Raw genomic sequence first — 20,912 nt, forward strand, 5'->3', positions numbered from 1 at the left:
GGCTTGGAATATATGTCATCTCCTACCATTCGGGTCGGGCTTATCGGCGCGGGCTATATCGCCAATTGGCACGCGGATGCCTTGCGCGCCACCGACGGGGTCGAGATCACGGCCGTGTGCGACCCGTCCGAGGCGGCGGCAAGAGGGCTGGCGGACCGGCTCGGCGTGCGCGTATTCTCCGACGCGGCCGGCTTGATCGACGCCAAGGTCTGCGACGCCGTGCACATTCTGACACCGCCGCATCTGCATCACCCGTTGGCGCTGCAATGCTTGGAGGCAGGACTGCATGTGCTGGTCGAAAAACCGGTGGCCACTTCGGCGCAGGAAACTGCGGAAGTGGAGGCCGCCGCGCAGAACAACGGCGTGCGCTTTCACGCCGGACATAACTTCATGGGGCTTCCGTCCTACGACCGGCTGAAGGGAATGCTAGACCGCGGCGATCTGGGCCGTGTCTCGAACGCCGAGGTGCATTGGTGTTTGCCCCTTGCGCCTCTGCGATCCGGGCCGTTCGGCATCTGGTTGCTGCGCGAGCCGAAGAACCTCTTGCTGGAACTTGGCCCGCATCTGATGGGGTTCGTGGTGGATCTGTTCGGCGTGCCCGACGTGCAAGCGGTTCAGCTGTCAAAACCGATCGAGCTGCCCGGTGACGATACGCGGCAGCAAGGTTGGCGGATCATGGCCGAGGCTGGCGGCGTCGACGTGACGTTGACGATTTCGATGGTTGAGACGTTCGATGACCGGTCGCTGACCATTCGCGGATCTTCCGGGCGCGCGCGGCTGGATTTTGCCGCCGATACGTTGGTGGTCGAGCGCGAGAATGCCTCGGATTTGGTGCTCAACCCCTTGCGCCGACAACTGGATCTGGGCTGGCAGCATCTGAGCGAGGGCGTCGGCAACGCGGTGAAGCAACTTGTCTCCCTCAACCGCAAATCACCCTATGCGCTGAGTTTCCAAGGCATGAGCGCGGCGATTTACGATCCATTGCGCAAGGGCAGACCGCAGGATGCGCGGTTCTCCGGTGCGAGTGCCGTCAAGGTGATGACGGCGCTGGATCAGGTGCTGGAGTGTCTACCGTCCGGCGAATTGCAACCGGCGTCTCCTAAGGGAAAAACGCGCGACCCCAAACCGACGGCTATGGTCATTGGCGGCACCGGGTTCATCGGTCGTGCGTTGACACGTGCGCTGGTCGCAAAGAGCAAGGACGTGCGGGTGTTGAGCCGAGGCAAACACGGGCCCTTTCCCGATCTGCCTGACGAGGTCGAAACGGTGGCTGTGTCGCTTTACGACAAGGACGGGCTTGTCGATGCGATGCAGGGCATCGACGTGGTTTACAATCTTGCGCGGTCGCTCGAAGGAACCTGGGACGACGCGCTGGAACACGATGTGCGCGTTGCCATGCGCATAGCCGAAGCTTGTCAGGCCGCAGGTGTCAAACGGCTGGTCTATACGGGAACGATTGCGAGTTACGATATGTCTGACCCGAGTGTCAGGATCACCGAAGACACGCCCTTTCCGGATGATATGACCGACCGCAACATGTATGCCCGTTCCAAGGCGGAATGCGAAAGCCGCCTGATGGATATGTACAGGAAGGACGGCTTGCCGCTCGTCATTGCTCGGCCTGGAATCGTTCTGGGGCATGGTGGCCCGCTACAACACTGGGGCATAGGACGCTGGCATGGTGCGGGAGCTGTGCGAATCTGGGGCAACGGTTTGAATATCCTGCCTTTCGTTCTGATCGACGATGTTGCGGATGGGTTGGTTCTGATGGGTGAACATCCGGACGCGATTGGACAGAGCTATAATCTGATCGGAGACCCGATGCTGAGCGCGAAAGGTTATTTCGAGGCGATTTACAAGACGCTGGGTGCTCGTGTGCGCGTGAGTACCGGCAATCTGACAGTGTTTTGGGCAGCGGATGCCGTGAAACATGCGCTGAAAACTTACGCGTTGCGGCGGCAGGGATTGAGCCGCCCATCGCTTGCGGATTGGAAGAGCCGAGCGCATCTTTCGTCGTTCAACAACAGCAAACCCAAGCAGGAACTAGGATGGGTGCCTGAGGCGGACAAATCCCGGTTTGTGCAAAAGGCGGTTGAGCAGGCCAACCTTTTTGGCTTTTGAACGAGTGCGAAAGGTGAACAATCCCCTCAAATTGGACGCATTCCTGACAGATTAGTCTGTCAGGTGGAACCTGGGTCTTTCTTTGGCGCTATTGAACCGGATATTAACCGATGCCGCGTAACGAGGTTACAACATGACCGACACGCCAAAATTCCAACGCCGCAAGCGGCGTGGGGCGGTGTCGGACTCGGCGCGATCCGCCGCGCGGCCCAGCGAATCCGATGCGCACGCTCAGTCGAGGGAAAAGGCGGCGCTGGAAGAGGAAAAAGAGCAAGCCGTACGCGCGACCGAGCACACTCAGCCGAGCGGGCGCGATCCAAAAACACCCCTGGTGCTGGCAAAACCGCCTGCCGCCCTCCGTCGCCATGACGCCGAAGCTGTCTGGCGATCTCTGGACCGCTTCGACCTTGACGCAAGGCGGTTGGCCAAGCGCAATGTCGTCACCGCGTTGCGGCGCGACCCGGCACATACGCGGTTCGATATCCTGCGCACCCGGATGTTGCAGGCGCTGACTGAAAACGGATGGCGGCGAGTGGCGATCACATCGCCCACAAAGAATTGCGGTAAGACGTTCACCGCCGCAAACCTCGCCATAAGCCTGTCACGGCAGGAGAACTGCAAGACGGTTTTGCTTGATCTCGATATGCGCAGCCCCAGCCTGCACAAGGTTTTCGGGGTTCGCGATCCGGGCGTGATTTCCGATCTGCTCCGCGGCGACATCTCGCCGGAGCGGCATCTACAAGGCTTTGCGCAAAACGATATTTCTGCGGGATCGCACGTTGCGATCGGCTTCAATGGCATGGTCGAACCCTATGCGGCAGAGTTGCTGCAGGATCGATCGACCGAGCGTGCTCTGGAGCGGATCGAAGCATTGCTGGAACCGGACGTGATGCTGTTTGATCTGCCTCCGGCCCTCTTGAACGACGATGTTCTGGCGATGCGGCCTTATTTTGATGCTCTGCTGATCGTCGCGGGCGGCGGCATGACGCGCGCCAATGACATCAAGGAAACGGAACGACGGCTGGGTGACAAGGTTCCGCTGCTTGGGATCGTGTTGAACAAAGCCGATCAGGCGGAAAGCGGCGACTACGCTTATTGAGCCTTCCGCTGCGCGAGCGTGAACCCCGCCAATTGAGCGAGCGGTTTGGCCAACAGTGCAATCGCCCCAAGCAGAATTGCAGCCAATACACCCCATCCGAATCTGGGCCCGTTGCCCTTGCGCGGTGTGGCGCTTGCTGCGTTCAGCACAGGAACTGAAATCACCGGACGCACCCCCAAGACGCGCTCCATCTGCGATGCGTTGCGAATGGGCGGATTGAGCATTTCCAGAACAAACGCCACCCCTAGGGCGAGAAGAACACTGGCCACTCCGCCAAGCATTGCAACCGAGCGTTTGCTGCGCGAAATCGGATAGACTGGCACAATAGCGCGCTCCAGCACCTCGAACCGGGCAAGCTGACGTTGCTGCTCAAGGCTCTGGCTCATCTCGGCATCCGCCTTGCGGCGCGCAATGACTGTGAACTGTTCGTTCAATTGCCCCAACTCGCGTTGCAGCGAAGCCAGCTCGCGCTCGACGGCTGGCGCGCGTGCCATCAAGCCATTGATTTCGGCAATGCGGTTTTCGATCAGGCCAATCTGATCTTCCAGCACGCCAACCTGCCTCTGTAGCGCTTCGGGGCGGGTGCGCGTAGTGTTGGATTCAAGGCTCAGGATTTGCTGGCGCAGCGTCAGAAGAGACGTGTTGAGCGTGGTCAATTCGCCCTGAAGGATGGGGATATTAGACGGCAGCACATCGGAGGATGCACTCTTGTAGTCGGCAATCTCAGCCTCCGCGGCGATAATCTCCTGCCGGATACGAGCTTCTTCGCTGTCGAAAAACTCGAGCTCCACTTGCGCACGATCCACGCTACGGGTGCGCGCTTCTTCCATGACGCGGTCAAGAAGGTCATTGGCGACATCGGCCGCCTTTTGCGGATCGTTCAAATTTGCCTCGATGACCATGCCGGAAACCGATTGGTTTGGCTGCCACGCCTCGCCCGAGAGGATCGCGTCGATGCTCACCGACTCGCGCATCGCGGTCAGACGCTCGGTTGGTGTCATGTCGGGATCTTGGGTGAACAGATTGTGGGTATCCATGATGTCAAACAGCGTACCGCGCGACATCACCCGTTGTTCGATAAGGCGCACGGTGCGCCGCGCGTCAAGGCTGGCGCGGGTTTCTGCCACTGTGCCGACGCTGGAATTCGTGCTTGTGACCTGGGCATCCTCGATCTGGACGACCGCAATGGCATTATAGACAGGCTCGCGCATCAGCGCAAAAACGACTGACGCCAGACACCCCAGGAGAACGATTGCCAGGATCAGCCCCAGACGACGCTTGATCGCAGAGATCACCTCATCAAACGACTGAAAATACAGCACCTTTCAGCTCCAATTCAAGGCCCCCGCCCCATCTGTCAAACCACGAGTCGCGGACCCGATATGCCACAGACGAGCCACAATTTAGCCAAGAATTGCCCCAATTGCCATCACAATGCAGCCTGCTCATGGAAACAACGCGTTTCCGTTCACCGCATCCGACATGCCGGGATCGAGCGTATTAGCCCGAGGCGCGTCTTCGCTCGGCAGACATGTTCACGCTTGCCGACGTGCTCGCATTGCACGACGACGGGCCATCGCATCGGTCCGGGCCTGCGCACGGTCTTTCGGGTTTGGCGGAACGATTGGTGCGACATTGCCAACTCGGTTGGTATCACCCCTCAATTTTGCGACCCGGTCCGCCAGCGCCTGAAGACTCGCGTGCTGGAAAATATCGGTAATCGACAGCTTTGGAATGTTCAGCCGGTCCCGCAAGATGCGATGGGTTTGCACTGCCAGCAAGGAGTGACCGCCCAGATCAAAGAAATTCGACGTCGGGGCGATGTCGTGCACGCCAAGAACTTCTGTCCAGACATCGGCAATTTGCATGCGCAAGGCTTCGTCGGCCTGTTCGACCGTTGGCGAAGCACTTGCAGCGTCCGGCTTTGGCCGCACCGGGAGCGCACCGGGCGCTGGTAGCGCGCTCCGGTCGATCTTGTGATTTGGGGTGACCGGGAAGGATTCCAGCGTCACAAAATGGGCAGGCATCATGTAGTCGGGCAAGCGCGCGCCAAGCGCAGCGCGCATGGCCTGCGTTTCGATCGTTTTCGTGCTGGTCAGATAAGCCACCAGCCGCACATCGCCGGGAACGTCCTCTCTCGCGAGAACCACAGCATTTGTGACGCCGTCCAGACTTTGCACTGCGGCTTCGATTTCGCCGAGTTCGATGCGAAACCCGCGCAGTTTGACCTGGCTGTCGGCGCGACCAAGGAAGTTCAGGCGGCCATCGGGACGACGCTGCACGAGATCGCCGGCGCGATACATCCGCCCTTTGGCAAACGGATTGTTGCGAAACCGATCTGACGTCATCGCGTCGCGCTGCCAATAGCCCCGCGCGACGCCGTTCCCGCCAATCCAAAGTTCTCCGGTTTCGCCGAACCCGACCGGCGTTAGATTGTCATCGAGAACGTAAAGCTGGGTGTTGGCGATCGGCAATCCGATGTTGACCGTTGCTTCACCCCCTTCAGCCAGCGCGGACGAAGACCAGATGGTCGTTTCAGTTGGGCCGTACATATTGGTGATCTGCGCGTCGGTGGCTTTCGACAGATCAGACCTCAGAGCTCCGGAAAGCGCCTCGCCTCCAAGGAACAGGTGTTTCAGATTGCGCAATTGAGAGCGCGCGTCGTCGTCCATGAGCATCATGCGTGCCATTGACGGAGTGCATTGCAGATGCGTGACGTCATGACGGGCCAGCATGGCCGCAACTGAGAAATCGGTCGTCTTGTGTTCGGCGCTGGGTGCGGCTTTTCGCACGACATCTGCGAGTGGTCGCAGACCATCCAGCACCTGATCGGTGGAGATCCCGTAGTCGATGAGACAGGCAATTTCGGTCACGCCGATTTGTTTGAGCTGGTCGACGCGCGCGAGTGCATCGTCGATCGTTCCGAACAGTCCGGACTCGTTGAAATATCGCTCGAACGCGAAGTCGAGGATTCCTTCAAGGTCATCTTCGCTCAGATCTCCGAGATCGAGATCGAACGCGTTCTTGACACCTTGGGGCTTTTTAAATGCCGGGAATGTCCAAGCGTATTGCTTGATCAGTCCAGCCGCAGAGCGCAAGTAGTCTTTCATCGGCTCGCGCGCAATCTCGCGTGCAGATTCGCGCGTATCGGCCAAGCACGTATGGAGCATCAGCGACACCGTGAAGGCGTCGGGATCATGGCCGGCATCTCGCAATGCCTGCCTGTAGAGAGCGATCTTTTCTCCGACCTCGGGGATGGATTGGCCGAGAAGATGGGTCAGAACATTTGCACCGTTGCGCCCCGCCTCGCGCCAAGTTTCGGGGTTGCCTGCGGTCGTGACCCAAATCGGCAATTCCTGCGAAACGGGGCGCGGTTGCGTGATCACCTCATGAAGCTTGCCATCTTTGCGCGGGAACGCGACCGGTTCGCCGCGCCAAAGTTTGCGGACCTGATCCATCGCCTCGAACATGGCTGCTTTGTTGTCAGGTGGTGAATTCTCGGGCCGAAGCACAAAATCGTCCGGCTGCCAGCCGCTTGCAATGGCAAGTCCTGCGCGACCGTTGGTGAGGTTATCGATCACCGCCCACTCCTCGGCGATACGCGCGGGATGATGCAGCGGTGCCACGCAGCTGCCGGAGCGCACGCCGATATTGCGGGTCACGGCGGCGACGGCGGCACCGGTGACGGACGGGTTCGGATAAGGCCCACCAAACGCGTGGAAGTGGCGTTCCGGCGTCCAAACGGCGCAAAAGCCGTTTTCATCCGCAAATTTCGCGCCTTCAAGCAGCAGGCGATACTTGTCGCGCCCTGCCCCATCGTCATTGCCCCAGTAATAGATCGAAAATTCCATGCCGTCCGTGGCCTGACGCACCATACCGCCAGAGATAACGCCTCTCTGGCTTGCGCTCGGTAAGACAACCTTGAAACCCCGCGCCATAGTGTAAAAGAGTTCCAATACGGAGATGTCGAAACTGAGGCTGGTGACAGCGAGCCACGACGCACTGGGATCGTGCGGCACAGCCGCGTCCATACCGGCGTAAAAGTTCAGCACATTGCGGTGCTCGACCATCACACCTTTCGGCGTTCCAGTCGAACCCGATGTGTAAATCACATAGGCAAGATTTTCGGGTTTCGCGGCAGGTTCCGGATTGTCGGGTGAGGCTTTGGAAAGACGATGATCATTGTCAAGGATGAGCGTCTTGGCGTGGGTTACGGGCAAATCGGGGTGAAGCGCCTTTTGGCTGACGACAATTTCGGCACCGCTGTCGGACAGGTAATGCGCCAGTCTTTCTTTGGGATACTCCGGGTCAAGCGGAAGATAGGCGCCACCCGCCTTGAGGATTCCCAACGCGGCAGCAATCAGATCAGGTCCGCGGTAACAGTGCAGGCCAACAACCGTATCAACGCCCACTCCCATCTTGCGCAAAACGTGAGCGATCCGATTGGCACGTTCATTCAGCGCCGCATAGGTCATTTGGTCGTTTTCATGGACCAGAGCGACGGCGTCTGGTGTACGCACGACTTGCGCTTCAAACGCGGCGTGCATGGTCTCACTCCCGTTGAGCGCCGTGTCGGTGGCGTTGAACGCCTCGATCACGTCTCGCATCTCACCCGGAGGGAGATGGTCGATTGCGGCGTGTTGTTTTCCATCTGCAAGCTGCTGCGCGATCCAGCGCACCCGGCGGATCAACACGCGCGCATAGTCCGCGTCGATGCGACCGGAGTCGGTATGGACGATAACCCCGTCAGCGCGGCCCTCGAACGTGATTGCCGTACCTGGAATAACGCTGACATTGTCAGACATGCCCAGCGCCGGGGTTTCGAGTGGTGACAGGTCTGGATCTCGAAGTGGCAGATCGGCAGCAAAGCTTGAGGTGATGTTGGGCAACGGTTCGTGCAACGCACCAATCGCGAGTGGCACCCAAGGGCTGACAAGACCCTGCACTTCGCAATGTGCTACACGATCATTGGCATACGCAATCACGGTCTGTGGCTGTGACGAGAGGCGCTTTGCGACAATTCCAAGTGCCGGACCAAGATGATGCGCAGGGATATCGGTCGACTCGGTTGCAACGTCGGTTTCGCCAACGGACTGAAACGGTACAGCGAGCGGGTTTATTCCGGCAAGCGCGCGCCGCCAGTGTTGGTCGTGCATGGCGATATTGCGCATTTTGGTTGTGATGTCGCGCCGTTCCACTTCAGATAGAATCGGTAGGATATCTCCGACGGCGACGTGACGGACAGGTTCAAAGGCTGATCCATCCGCCGCCACAAGCTCGGACACCGTCAGCGCTGCATCGCCAAAAGCGATGGTCATTTGGGTGCGTTCGACTTCGATAATCGTTCCGGGCGCGGCACTACTTGCGGTTTTCCTGGCCTTGCCGACATGAACAATCGTCTTGCCGACGCTCATTTTGGCGGTGCAGAGCGGGTTCCAATAGGGGCCGTGGTTCAATCCGTAGATCAAGCGCAGAGCATCATCCGCCGAACCGTCAATCCGCAGCATCCCATTTGCTTCGGGCCGATCGCTGAGCGCGTGATAGCTGCGGTCTTCTGGCGCTTGAGATTGCCGGTTCGGCAGATCATTGGACAACTCGGACAGAAGATCGGAAAAGCTGGTCAAACCGGCTTCGAAACACTTTGTGTTCAGCGTCAGTGCGGTGTCATCGGGGGCGATATCGAAGAAGCGCTGTAACAAGATGTCGCCGGTATCCACACCCTCGTCGATCAGATGCCATGTGATCCCGTGCGTCGTTTCTCCAGCGATCCGCGCCCAGACGGGCGCATTCAAACCCGCGTGACGGGGCAATGGTCCGTCGTGGAAATTCACCGCCCCCTTGCGAGCCAATGCCAAGACTTCGCGCGCCAGAAGGTTCAGGTTTGCGATGCTGAGTATCCAGTCGACAGGTTCATCTGCAAAGCGTTCAACCAGAGCCGGACCATGAGGAAGCACGTCGATGTTGCGTCCTGTCGCCCACGCGATCAGGTCGCGATTATCGGTGACCAGTGCGCGCAACGCATGACCTTGCGAAACCAAGGTGTCCGCGCAGTGCAATGTCAGGCTTTCATCACCAATGATGATGCAGTCGAATGAGGCCATAGGTCAGTCCACGCTGGGCTTGAGGGTGGGGATCACCAACGCGGTCATTGGACGGATCGCAGCGTCTGGTGTGCGTCTGAACACCGCTTTTGCATCATGCACGATCATGTCGCGGATAAAGCGGTGCGCGTCTGTATTGGGTTTGCGTTCGATCGCGCGCCGAAGGCGCCAGAGGGTCGTGCCCAGTACATTCAATACCGTTGCGGCGACTGCGTAGGCGCGGCCATAATTCTTGCTGTAGTAATACCAGCGACTTTCGTACCAGTAAGAGGGCGTGCGGCGCCACGTGCCCATGCCGGTCGAGACTGACCCGATATGACAAATGCGGCTCTCGCGCACAAAATGCACTTCGTATCCTGCTCTCTGCGCCCGCAGGCACAAATCGGTTTCTTCGAAGTATAAAAAGAAGGTTTCGTCAAAAAGGCCGATGTCATTCAGAACCTCGGTTCGTGCCAACATCGAGGCGCCTACGATCCAACCGACCGGGCCAGAGGAATCGGGGACATGCAGCGGCAGGACATAGTCTCGCAGTGCTCTCGTGACTGGGCCCAAGCGAGCGGACGCTTCAAATTCAGACGCCAGGCCGGGGAGACGGAATGCGCTGCAATGGTCCTCACCATCTTCGCCGTGGATGTAGCTGCCGGCGATACCAGCTTTGGGATGGGCTTCGAGATGCGCAACCAGCGTGGATATCGCGTCAGGTTCGATTTGCGCATCAGGGTTCAGGATATAAACAAATTTAGCAGTCGGGCAGATCGAAAGACCGGCACGGATACCAAAGTTGTTGCCCGCACCAAAGCCACCATTCCTGCCCGACTGAAGCACCCGGACATCAAGGTCTTGAGGCCAGTTCGCGTCCCTGACACCGGCTTGCATCGTTGCGAACGAGTTGTCGGGAGACGCGTTGTCCACCAGCAAAATTGCGCCGCCGAACCCTGTCATCGCTGTTGCCGCCGATTGCGCAGCACCTATGGCAAGCTCGGGCGTTTTGTAGTTGAGAACAACGACAACGATCTCTGTCATATGTGCTACTCCGCCGCCTTCGTGGCTTCGAATTTCAACACTGTTCCTGTTCCCTTCAGCTGCGCCTCGGTGGTGACAATGACATGCCGAAGGTGGCTGGCAAGCACCCGAACGTTGGGTTCCAGAACCATGCTATCGTGATCCCCCGGAACTTCGAACACTTCAATTTGCGGCGTGTATTGGCCCCAATCATTATCGTCAAAAAGATAAGCACGCTCGTGGTTGACCAAGCGGTTGCCCGACACTTTCCATGTGCCTTTCAACGGAGGTCGGAACAGCACCGTCCTTCCTTGCCACGGCCGAACGTCGTACTGATCGACGGCTTGCAGGAATGCCCGCTCGATCTCGGCGTTGTGGAAACTATGCGCTGAGTGGGTCTCGGCGGCGTCCTGGCGTTTTTGCAGTTCCCAGCGGGCACGATTGCGAAGCCAGACGAACGGATAACTGACGCCCTTGCGGCGGGTTTCGTGCCATTGAATCAGCAAACGATCCTTGCGTGACAGCGGCCGACGCTGCGGCAGTGGCGTATCGAGCAGGGCAACCAAGGCCACGTCCTCTCCCATGTCAGTGAGTTGATGCGCGATCTCGTACGCCGTGATTCCGCCACCCGAAAAACCTCCGATGAAATAAGGGCCATTGGCCTGCACCTGCTTCATCTCGACAATGTAATCGCGCGCAGCATCTCTGATCGTCCGGTGTGGGGCTTCGTCGCCATACAAGCCCTTGGCCTGCAAACCGTAAAACGGACGATCCGTGCCGAGAAGCTGTGCCAGATGGCGCAGGTTCAGAACGTTTCCGAACATTCCGGCGACAAGGAAAAACGGCGCTTTTGCGCCACCTTCGCCATCATGCATGGCTACAAGATGCTTGAACCTGCGGCCCTGCTTCTTCGGTTCGGGGCGCGGATCAGTCGAACTGTCGCTGCGACCAGTGCGCTCTTGAATCAAGTTTGCGCATGCGCGGATTGTGGGAGCCTCGAACAGGACGGAGATTGGAAAATCCACATCGTAGGTCTTGCGCACTTTGGCGAACAGTCGGACCGCGATCAAAGAGTGACCGCCGAGGTCGAAAAAGCTGTCTTCGACACCGACATTTTGCACGCCGAGCAGATCCTCCCAGATTGCAACCAAAGTCCGCTCCACATCCGTCTCCGGCGCTGTGTAGCCGCCATCGAGCTGTGGCCTGTCGAATTTCTGGATATCAGAGGTGGTGGTGTGAGGTGACTGGGCCTGCTCGATCAGGCTCTCCATATCGAGGGAGGAAACGATGATTTCCGCGTCATTTTTCGCCAAGGCACGGAAGAACGCATCGGCACCCTCCTTGGGCGGGATACCTTGGGAAAGATTGTGGTGCAGCCGCTCCTCTGCTGGCGACAAGGGTTGAGTTGCGCGGTTGAAATCCGCTGGCTCGAACTCGGATTTTGAGAGCTTGTACGGGGCGGTCAGCGCGGAGACGTCGTTGAGACGTTTGATGGAAAATCCTTCGATTTCAACGCAGACACAACCGTCAGGCGAAGCCAGTGTGATGTCAAAAGTTGCGGTTTCGTCGTCATTCCGATTGCTCGCGGTGGAGCGGACCCAACTGACGATCCGGTCGGGCAAACGGTTATATACCTGCACAGAATCGTAGGACACGGGCACCCAGAGCCGGTCGGCACGATACCCGTCGATCAATTCCATCGCCCAACCTGTTGCGATGTCGACGAGTGCGGGGTGGAAATGCCATTCCGTATCGTGCTTTGCGATATCGCCAAGCGACAGTTCAGCGATCCCTTCGCCGTTGCCGTAACGACAGGTATCCAGCACTTTCCAATGCGGTCCGAAAGCGAGTTGCGTTTCTTGCGCCGCGTCCAGTTTGCCTCCGTCGCACGCCAGCCGCGGTGCACCGCAGCGTGCCTGAATCGCCTTGATGTCCAGTTCGGCTGGCTGCGGTTCGGGAATCAGCGACACGTCCGCCGTTGCGACGGGTGCGAACCCAGCCTGCCCGTCCAGCGTGCAGTCGCCTCCTACAGACAGTCTATAGCCTTGATTATGACGCACGAGGCGGACGCGAATGTCGCGCCGGTGGTTGTCGGGCACGTGCAACGGGCGCAGAAACGTCATGTTGCGAATTGCAAAACACTCGCCCTCACCCTGCCCGCGCAACGCCTGCGCCGCCAGCGTCAAATAGCCTGAACCCGGAAACAGAGCGTCGCCGCGTTTGGTGCGGTGTTCATCAATGAACCAATCGTTTGTCGTATACCGCGCTTCGAACAAGCGATGTCCGGCAGGATCAAAACCCGTTTGATGAAGCAGCGGCAAGTCGATCTTGCTCAGCGGTGTGGCCTCCGCACCTCCGATCCGGTTGGCGAGTGCATCAGCCGCCATTCCGAGCTCTGACCAAATACCCCAGTTGATTGCGATCACCTGCGTCGCTCTGCTTTGGCGCGAGTTCGCGAAAGCGTTGAGATAGGCGTTGGCAGCGACATAATCGATCTGGCCGGCGGGCGTCGTTTGGGTGGAAGATGACGAAAACAGCGCGATGAAATCCGTCTCTCCGTCAGGGAAAAGCTGATCTATGACTTGCGTGCCGTGAATTTTGGCAGAAAACACCCGCTCGACCGACGCCGTGGTTTTGCTCAACAGCGGCGCGTCGTCCATAACGCCTGCTGCGTGGATCACACCGTCGATGCGTCCTCTTGATTTGACCGTGTCCGCGACCACCGCCTGCATTTCGGCCAGGTTACACACGTCCGCTGCATGGATGTGAACAGTCGCGCCCAGCGCCTCGAACTCCTGTACAACACGTATGCGTCGGGCGACTTTATCGGACGGAGCGTGGCGGTCGAGATAGCGATCCCATTGCGCACGCTCTGGTAGCGTTTCACGGCCAGTTAGAACCAAGGAGCAGTTTTTAGCGGCGAAGGTTTTGGCAATGCTTTGCCCTATCCCGCCGAACCCTCCGGTCAACAAATAGGTGCCACCGGGTTTTATGGGATTGGTCACTGCCGGAACCAGCGACGTCTTGCGCAACGCGCGCTCGTAACGGCGACCTTGGCGCAAAGCAGCGGTTGTGGAGGACGGCTCGGCGACCAGTTCCTCGAGAACTTGATCGCTCAGCTCTTTGAGCGCCTTGCTGTACGCCTTCCGCTCAGCGGCTCTGCCAAACAAGCGTTTTGCCGGCTTGATGGGCAATGTAAGATCGACCGATGCCACGTTGAGATCCGGAATTTCTCTCGGAATCACGCCGACCGGTCCGGCCAGGATCGACTTTGGAAGCGAAACATCCGTCTCGTTTCCAACGGCGACCGCGTTGTTGGTGAAGACGACAATCTGGGTCGGCTTGGGTAGCGTTTCGTCAGCAACCGCCTGCGCGATGAACATCAGAGAATAGAAGCCGCTTTCCTGAATGCGGTGGAAAAAGCTCGATCCCGGGCGATGGCTTTCGTCTTTGGTGACACCCCAAAAATGGGCGATGCGGTTCGGCACGAGACCACGCGCAAGCATGTCGCGGAACAGCAAATCGTACCCCTCGCGGCCGCGTTCTGGCGCAAGCACATAGCTGGTATCGTCGATCCGCGCGAAACTGTCGCCGGGCCACACACTGATCACGTCATGACCGACTGTGATCAACCGGTCTGCCGTGGCCTGCGCGACGCCTGCGTCATCCATGAACATCAACCAGCTTTGCGGTTCTGCCGTCTCAAGCTCTGTGCGCACATCGACGCTGGTTGATGCGTATTTGGGCGTCCATTTCGGCACCCAACCCCAATTCTCGACGCCTTCAATTCGAGTCAGAAAACTGGGAGCGGTTGCTGTACGTGATTTACCGGGCTCAATGAAATATCGCGAGCGTTGAAATGCGTAAGTTGGAAGCGGGACGCGATTGCGGCGTGCGTCGCCCCAGATCTGCCCCCAGTCAAACTCACCCCCCAAGGCCCAGATGCGGCCAAGTACCTCGAGCATGTGGCGATCATCTTCGACAGCATCATCGGGATGACGCAGGCTTGATAAGACCTGCTGTGCATCGATGCCGTCGCTCTGGCGCGCAAGCGACGAAAGCGTTTTTCCCGGCCCCACCTCTAGGTAAATCCGGTTGGGCGTGTCACTCAGAGTGTCCATGCAGGCCGCGAATTGAACAGTGTGTCGCAGGTGGGAAACCCAATAGTCCGGGTCGGTTGCCTGCGCGTCGCTCAGCCAGCCCCCCGTGGTGTTGGAGGTAACTGGAATTTCGGGTGCGCGGAGGTCGATGGATTGAAGGTATGCGTGAAATCGATCAAGGATCGGATCGAGCATGCGCGAATGCGCGGCAATGTCGATTGCGATACGCTGAAAGTCAATTTCGCGGAGTTTCAGCTCCTTCTCCAACGTCTTCAATGCTGCGCCAGGGCCGGATGCGACGCTCAGACTTGGGCCGTTGATCGCAGCAAGGTCGAGCGCATCGCCCAACAGCGGCTCGAGATCGGCAGCAGGCAGCGCAACCGAAATCATGCCGCCCTTGTCTATGGTATCAAACAGGGTGCCGCGCAGGTGCACCAAGCCGATACAATCCTCGAACGACATCACACCGGCCACACAGGCCGCCGTGTTTTCCCCCATCGAGTGACCGGCCAGCGCCGACGGCTGAATGCCCCAACTCATCCAGAGCTGCGCCAGAGCATATTCCACGATCATGACAAGCGGCAATTGCAAGGACGGTTTGCGCAACGCTTCGGCGGCGTGTGCCTCTGCCCCCTGTTCCGGAAGCCAAAGCCTACGAACATCGCGCGATTCCAGCGACTGAAGATGGGTTAACCCGCGATCCATCCATTCGGCAAAGACCGGTTCGGTTTCGTAGAGGTCGCGACCCATGTTGATATATTGTGCGCCGCCGCCCGGGAAGAGGAATGCCACGTCGGGATTTTGCAATGCCGAATGTGAGTGAACGCGCCGACTGTCGTTTTCTTCCAGCAGACGGGCGGCCTCTTCGTGAGTTGAAGCAACAACAATGCGCCGTTTTTCGTAACTGCGGCGCCCTTGGGCCAGGGTCCATGAAACGTCCGGCAACGGCTGGTTGGCATTGGCCCGGAAATGCGAGGCAAGCCTTGCTGCGTTGTCATCAAGAGCGCTTTTGTTGCGGCCCGAAATGCACAGGAGCTGGAATGGCCAGTCGCTTTCATCCGATGGCCGAGGCGGCGGAGCCTCTTGCAAGACGACATGTGCGTTCGTGCCACCCACGCCCAGCGAATTGACTCCAGCGCGGCGGGGATGATCGCCCCTGGGCCAGTCGCGAAGACGGTCGTTGACCCGAAATGGCGAGGTTTCAAAGTCAATCGCCGGATTCGGCTTTTCAAAGCCGAGGCTCGGCGGCATTTGACGATTGTGCAGTGCCATTGACGTCTTGATCAGGCTTGCGACGCCAGCGGCCGTATCGAGATGCCCGATATTGGTCTTTACCGATCCTACGCGACAATGTCCGATCCTGTTACTCGTGGCCTCGAACGCCTGGGTCAGCGCGGCGACTTCGATCGGGTCGCCCAAATATGTGCCGGTGCCGTGACATTCGACATAGTCGATGCTGTCTGCCGTCACCCCGGCGACTGCCTGTGCCTCGGCGATGGCTTCGGCTTGCCCGTCGACAGACGGCGCCAGATACCCTGCCTTTGCCGCGCCATCGTTGTTCACTGCGCTGCCTTTTATGATCGCCCAGACATGATCGCCATCAGCCAGCGCGTCAGACAATCGTCGCAATACCACAACACCAGCGGCCGATCCGAACACCGTACCTTTCGCACGGTGATCAAAGGCGTGGCATTCCCCATCGGGCGACAGAATCTCGTTCTCTTTGTAAAGATAGCCCTGCCCTTGCGGCAATTCGATCGTGACTCCACCGGCCAATGCCATGTCACACTCGCCATTGAGCAAGGATTGACACGCATAATGCGTAGCCACCAACGAGGTCGAACACGCGGTTTGCACATTTACCGATGGGCCGTTCAGGTTGAAAATATGGCTGACCCGGGTTGTTAAGAAATCCTTATCGTTTCCGGTGTGGCGCAGCAGGAACATGCCCGTATTCTCAACCAGATCCGGGTTGGAGCACAGGTTCACATAGAAATAACTGCCCATGCCGCAACCACCGAAGACGCCAATCCGTCCATCGTAGCCTTCGGGCGTATGACCCGCGTTTTCGAGCGCTTCCCAGGCACATTCGAGAAACTGGCGGTGTTGCGGGTCCATTATCGCGGCGTCTCTGGGAGACAGCCCGAAAAACTCGGGATCGAACTGGTCGAACCCCTCCAGGGGCGCCGCGAATGGTACGTAGTCGCGATGTCGCAATAGGCTTGGAGATACCCCGGCTGCCGCCAAGTCAGCTTCGCTTTGGCGCTTTATGGAGGACACCCCATCGCGCAGATTGCGCCAGTATTCAGCCAGCGACGCCGCACCCGGAAGATGGGCGGACATGCCGACAATTGCGATATCTCCCTCCGCAACCGGTATCGGCACGGTTGTTTTTTCCGTCATACTCGTACCCTAGTCCCCAAGGCAAAGTGGGTATCGCACAAATATGATCAAACTAGGGCATACGCCAGCAGTGCCTGCGGAAATGACTGTCGCGTCAAAGCAAAGCCAACTCTATAAGGGCGGCTGAATTGATCCAGAGAGACACGGCGACGACAATCAACCCGACGACGGCAAAAACGCTGTCATGCTTCGGATCCCAAGCGCCGACGTGGCGGGCCATCCAAACGACAACGGGGTAGGCCGCAAGCCCCGCCAAACCCTGCCCGATCAGGGCGCCCAATAGTCCGCCATAGGCAAGACCGGCGAACAAAAAAGTCAGCGTCAGGATCGCTCTGACCGCGGAGAGCACAAAGAAACGTCGGGAATCTCCTGCGGCCAGCGCCGCTTGCTCGTATGTCAAGACAACGATCTGCGGAATCTGCATGGAGGCGATCAAAACGACCACTGCTCCGGCCATCGCGTAGCGCGGATCGTAAAGCACATCGATCAAAACAACACCCGCTGCGGATACGACACCGGTAAGAGCAATCATTGCCGCCGATAAAACAAACCGCATTTTCTGCAGTTTACGGAAATTCTCTAAACTCTCTGCGGGAGGCCGCTCGCGGTAAATCGGGATCAGCACCTTGCGAGTCATCACCCCCCCCATCAGGACTGGAAAGCTCGCCAGAAAAAACCCGATATTGTAGATACCGAATTGGTCGAGCGGTAGAAATTTACCCAGCAGCAGCTTGTCGCCCTGTAGATAGAGAAAGCCGCAAATGGTGCTCAAAAAGATCCATTTTCCAAATTTGATCAACTCGTCCGCAGCCGCACGCTCCCAATGGAACCGGTTGCGCTCACCTGGCAAGAACACATTGTAGAGAAGCAAAAGCACCGTAGCTGAGACAATGCCGCTAATGACCAAAGCCCAGACCGAATGAAGAATCCATGCTAAAAGCACGGCAATCACGATACCGATAGCCTGCGACGCAAGGTCAAGCGCAGTCAAACGACCGAGCAGCAAATGTCGATTTGCCGTATCGATACGAGTTGGGTTGAACCCTGAGATAAGCAGGCTGATCCCGGCGCATGGCAAAATCCATGCCAGCAAGGGCTCTCCGTATAGCAGGGCGACTGGCACCGCGATCAAACACGCAATGAGCCACAATGCGCCGCCGCGAACGACTTGGATCGTCCAGGCCGTGTCGAGAAACTGCTGATCGTCGCCACGCTTTGACTGCAGGATCGCAGGACCAACCCCGACATCTGAGAACATCGCAAGACCTTGCATGATCACCGCAACAAGGGCCATCATGCCGAACGCTTCGGGAAACAGCAGGCGAGTGAGCAAGAGATTGGACGCAAGCCTCAGGAACTGGCCGGCAGTATAACCCCCCAGTGTGAAGACTGAACTGCGCATGAAACGAGCGTTAAGCGAAGCACCCTGAAACCTGTTAGCCAATGCGATCATCACCGTCCTCTGGTCCACCCACTGGCCGCGGCAGGCGTGAACCGGACAACCAACGCAACGCCAGCGTAGATCGCAAAACCGATCGGATCACGCAAGGCCAGGCGAACCTTTTCGAGCACGGTGAATTCGGTTTTGTCGTCATTCATCAACAGGTGGGGATATCGCGCCTTGATCTCGTCCACTCCTGCATTTTGCCGCCGACGCACCCGTATCAAATTTCGCCACCCCTCGACCAACGGCCATGTGTAGCAGGCTCCGACTTGAACGCGCTCGTCTGGCCGAAAGCTCAATCTGACGAAGGTATCATCAGAAATAATATTCGGGAATGCCCCCCAACGCAGACGGCCGGGCGCGTTCACCGCAAACAAACCCGCGCCCGGAGCAGACGATTTCATGAAAGGCACTTTTGCATAAATCCGAGCGTAGGCGCGCGTTGCCGAGGACGCCGGTTTTGCCAGCATTAACGTGCCGCTGGCATAGCGAGCGTCTGGTACGTCTAGAGCAGAGTAAATTTGCGTTAACACCAGGTTAGACAGCGTGACATCGGCATCGAGATAGACACGTATCGCGCCTTTTGCGATGTGATCACCGGCATTGAGCGCGCCGAGTTTGCCACCGTCTTTCCGGTCAAGAACGCGCAAGGACCACCCTTTCTCACAAAACGATTCCTGCATCTGCAATGAATGCTCGGTCGTTCGATCTTTGCTTCCGTTTGAGATGACGATCACCTCGACATACCCGGCATGGGTCCATTCGCTTTCCAAGAGAGACCGCAAACATCTGCCGATCAGGGCTTCTTCGTTCGACGCGGGGATCAACACGGTAAGAAGCGGGAGTGACTTGGCCGTATTACTCCTGTCGAAATGCGTCATAATGTGTGCGGGCCCTCGATCGCAAAGGTTTCCGATGATCCCGTTGCCTTACATAAAATCATGTCCACTTTATGGATTGAGTGCGCCATATGTGTCACGGAACTGCCTGCTGCGAACGCAGAGCATCCCACCTCGGATTTTGATCGCTTAAATGGCGCAACGCGCCCCAACTTCCCCACTTGCTCGGTGGAGCAACATCAACGAATGCGTTGAATGTGTCTCCACTCAGGTCTTCCCACGCGCTGATTGCGCGGGCATATAGCGCAGCCATCTCTTTTGAGTAGTTGAACTCTGACAAGAATTCGACCAGTAGGTCATCCGATACCGCCTCGCCGAGCGGGGCTGCGTGCGTGCCTCCCTCGTACATTATCAGATCAAGACCGGCCTCATCCGCAGCCATCGCGTGATATGGCCAGAGGTCTTCGAGCAATGTACGAAGCGACCCGCGTTCAACAATGTCCGCAGCCGGTTGGAAAGCGGCCTCAAATCTGTTCCGATCCACAAACGTCTCTAGGGAAGCTCGCGACAAACCACGCGATTTGCCCTCTATTTCTGCTGATTTTTCTGCCTCATCCAGTAATCTGTTGGTCACATGCGGATTGCCCAGTTCACCGCCGAAATATCCGGTGACGGCGTAGGCATCAAAATGGGCAACTGGAGCATCCCCAAGCGCTTCGGTCGCCCGATCTCCGTACAAGACCGCTTTCTCCAACTCAGGCCATGCCGTATGAACAGATACAACACGCTTGAGACGACTATCAGACGCTTTGCCGAATACATCAGTCCATATATCCATTATACTCGCTGCACGAAACCCATAATACTGCATCCAGCCATCACCAATATCCCCCCAGGCGGCATTTGCCTTTCGCTGAGCCCAATCGGCCTGATCAAATATGAAGTTCCAAACTTCGTTGGAAAATTCGACATGTGCGATCAGCCTCGGATCTAGATTTTCGAAAACTTTGCTAGAGAAACTGCGAACGTAATCGTCATTTGCCATGTGTGGAATAGTGAACCAGGGATCAGCATGTATCTCGTTCGCGAGCGCCACCATGGTCTCGATGGGTACACCACGCCAAGCAAACGAAAAATCATCCTCAGAAGGCATATCTTTCGGCGAAACTGCGGAAGAACTATTGGTATCCATCCAATCCATAAAACGTATCTTGTCTAATTTTCCCAATCTTTGAAGCCAATAGGGATTAAACTGAACGCCAGATTTTACTAGGTTAGAATGTTCTTCCTTGAATACTTTGATGTTCCGGATAGGGTTCTTTGGGTCGTTTCTGGTAATCGCGATGCCAACAGATCCCGGCCCGGGCCTGTATCGAAAGGATATCACCCCTTCCTCGCGGTTGAGGAGCCTGCCGATTCCAGATATCTCGACTTCGCCACTCCCGTCAAACACAACCGTGTACACGCCGGCGAGATGCTCGGAATCCTCAGGTTGGTCCGTAAGAATAAGCGCCTCGATCTTCGCAGTCCCCATCGGAATTAATGTCGGCCAACCTTCATCACTTATAACGCCGAGTGCGACCAACTCGTCAAACGTCTGGCCGCCCCATTGGTTTGGCAAATGGCCGACCCAAGGACGAGCAGTTTTCATCAGGTCCAGAAATGGAACTTGCGTCGACCAATCTGAAATTCCGTTCAGTCCAAATGACACGCGCCCTTCGGGGGCTGGTGTCTGTCCATAGAGCGGAACACTAAAGAGTAGGAAAAACGAAAATTGAATGAGCACAAGAAACTTGAACATCT

The 20,912-nt window shown here is 57.7% G+C and carries 9 protein-coding genes; 2 read left to right on the forward strand and 7 right to left on the reverse strand.

Going from position 1 to position 20,912, the window contains the following annotated elements:
• Window positions 1-12: 12 nt before the first annotated feature.
• Together ACGKZZ_RS00640 and ACGKZZ_RS00645 are read left to right on the forward strand one after the other, a co-directional pair.
• Window positions 13-2,121: an NAD-dependent epimerase/dehydratase family protein gene (locus ACGKZZ_RS00640; RefSeq protein ID WP_411221498.1), complete on the forward strand. Its 2,109-nt coding sequence runs from the start codon at window positions 13-15 to the stop codon at window positions 2,119-2,121.
• A gap of 133 nt (window positions 2,122-2,254) precedes the next feature.
• Window positions 2,255-3,220 carry a CpsD/CapB family tyrosine-protein kinase gene (locus ACGKZZ_RS00645; protein ID WP_411221499.1) on the forward strand — a complete coding sequence of 322 codons (966 nt, stop codon included), beginning with the start codon at window positions 2,255-2,257 and terminating at the stop codon, window positions 3,218-3,220.
• On the opposite strand, the gene ACGKZZ_RS00650 is transcribed toward ACGKZZ_RS00645, so the two are convergent.
• The 7 genes from ACGKZZ_RS00650 to ACGKZZ_RS00680 all read right to left on the reverse strand — a co-directional run bounded on the left by ACGKZZ_RS00650 (window position 3,214) and on the right by ACGKZZ_RS00680 (window position 20,910).
• Window positions 3,214-4,542, reverse strand: coding sequence for a Wzz/FepE/Etk N-terminal domain-containing protein (locus ACGKZZ_RS00650; RefSeq protein ID WP_411221500.1), 1,329 nt, complete (start codon window positions 4,540-4,542; stop codon window positions 3,214-3,216). The genes ACGKZZ_RS00645 and ACGKZZ_RS00650 overlap by 7 nt on opposite strands.
• Window positions 4,543-4,755: 213 nt before the next feature.
• Window positions 4,756-9,321: a MupA/Atu3671 family FMN-dependent luciferase-like monooxygenase gene (locus ACGKZZ_RS00655; protein WP_411221501.1), complete on the reverse strand. Its 4,566-nt coding sequence runs from the start codon at window positions 9,319-9,321 to the stop codon at window positions 4,756-4,758.
• 3 nt (window positions 9,322-9,324) lie between these two features.
• On the reverse strand, window positions 9,325-10,344 hold the full coding sequence (locus ACGKZZ_RS00660) for a glycosyltransferase (protein WP_411221502.1): 1,020 nt from the start codon (window positions 10,342-10,344) through the stop codon (window positions 9,325-9,327).
• Between the two features lie 5 nt (window positions 10,345-10,349).
• Window positions 10,350-16,826, reverse strand: coding sequence for an SDR family NAD(P)-dependent oxidoreductase (locus ACGKZZ_RS00665; protein ID WP_411221503.1), 6,477 nt, complete (start codon window positions 16,824-16,826; stop codon window positions 10,350-10,352).
• Between the two features lie 94 nt (window positions 16,827-16,920).
• Window positions 16,921-18,279, reverse strand: a complete 1,359-nt coding sequence (locus tag ACGKZZ_RS00670; protein WP_411221504.1) for an oligosaccharide flippase family protein — start codon at window positions 18,277-18,279, stop codon at window positions 16,921-16,923.
• A complete protein-coding gene (locus ACGKZZ_RS00675) occupies window positions 18,279-19,151 on the reverse strand; it encodes a glycosyltransferase (protein ID WP_411221505.1) in 873 nt (290 codons plus the stop codon). The genes ACGKZZ_RS00670 and ACGKZZ_RS00675 overlap by 1 nt, the downstream gene beginning before the upstream one ends.
• Before the next feature lie 94 nt (window positions 19,152-19,245).
• On the reverse strand, window positions 19,246-20,910 hold the full coding sequence (locus ACGKZZ_RS00680) for a hypothetical protein (RefSeq protein ID WP_411221506.1): 1,665 nt from the start codon (window positions 20,908-20,910) through the stop codon (window positions 19,246-19,248).
• Between the last annotated feature and the right edge of the window lie 2 nt (window positions 20,911-20,912).

The organism is Marivita sp. S2033 (assembly GCF_046592965.1).
Taxonomy (GTDB): domain Bacteria; phylum Pseudomonadota; class Alphaproteobacteria; order Rhodobacterales; family Rhodobacteraceae; genus Marivita.

Coding starts and splice junctions, on each gene's coding strand:
- ACGKZZ_RS00640 (WP_411221498.1), top strand. CDS start 13: ATGTCATCTCCTACCATTCGGGTCGGGCTTATCGGCGCGGGCTATATC.
- ACGKZZ_RS00645 (WP_411221499.1), top strand. CDS start 2,255: ATGACCGACACGCCAAAATTCCAACGCCGCAAGCGGCGTGGGGCGGTG.
- ACGKZZ_RS00655 (WP_411221501.1), bottom strand. CDS start 9,321: ATGGCCTCATTCGACTGCATCATCATTGGTGATGAAAGCCTGACATTG.
- ACGKZZ_RS00660 (WP_411221502.1), bottom strand. CDS start 10,344: ATGACAGAGATCGTTGTCGTTGTTCTCAACTACAAAACGCCCGAGCTT.
- ACGKZZ_RS00665 (WP_411221503.1), bottom strand. CDS start 16,826: ATGACGGAAAAAACAACCGTGCCGATACCGGTTGCGGAGGGAGATATC.
- ACGKZZ_RS00670 (WP_411221504.1), bottom strand. CDS start 18,279: ATGATCGCATTGGCTAACAGGTTTCAGGGTGCTTCGCTTAACGCTCGT.
- ACGKZZ_RS00675 (WP_411221505.1), bottom strand. CDS start 19,151: ATGACGCATTTCGACAGGAGTAATACGGCCAAGTCACTCCCGCTTCTT.
- ACGKZZ_RS00680 (WP_411221506.1), bottom strand. CDS start 20,910: ATGTTCAAGTTTCTTGTGCTCATTCAATTTTCGTTTTTCCTACTCTTT.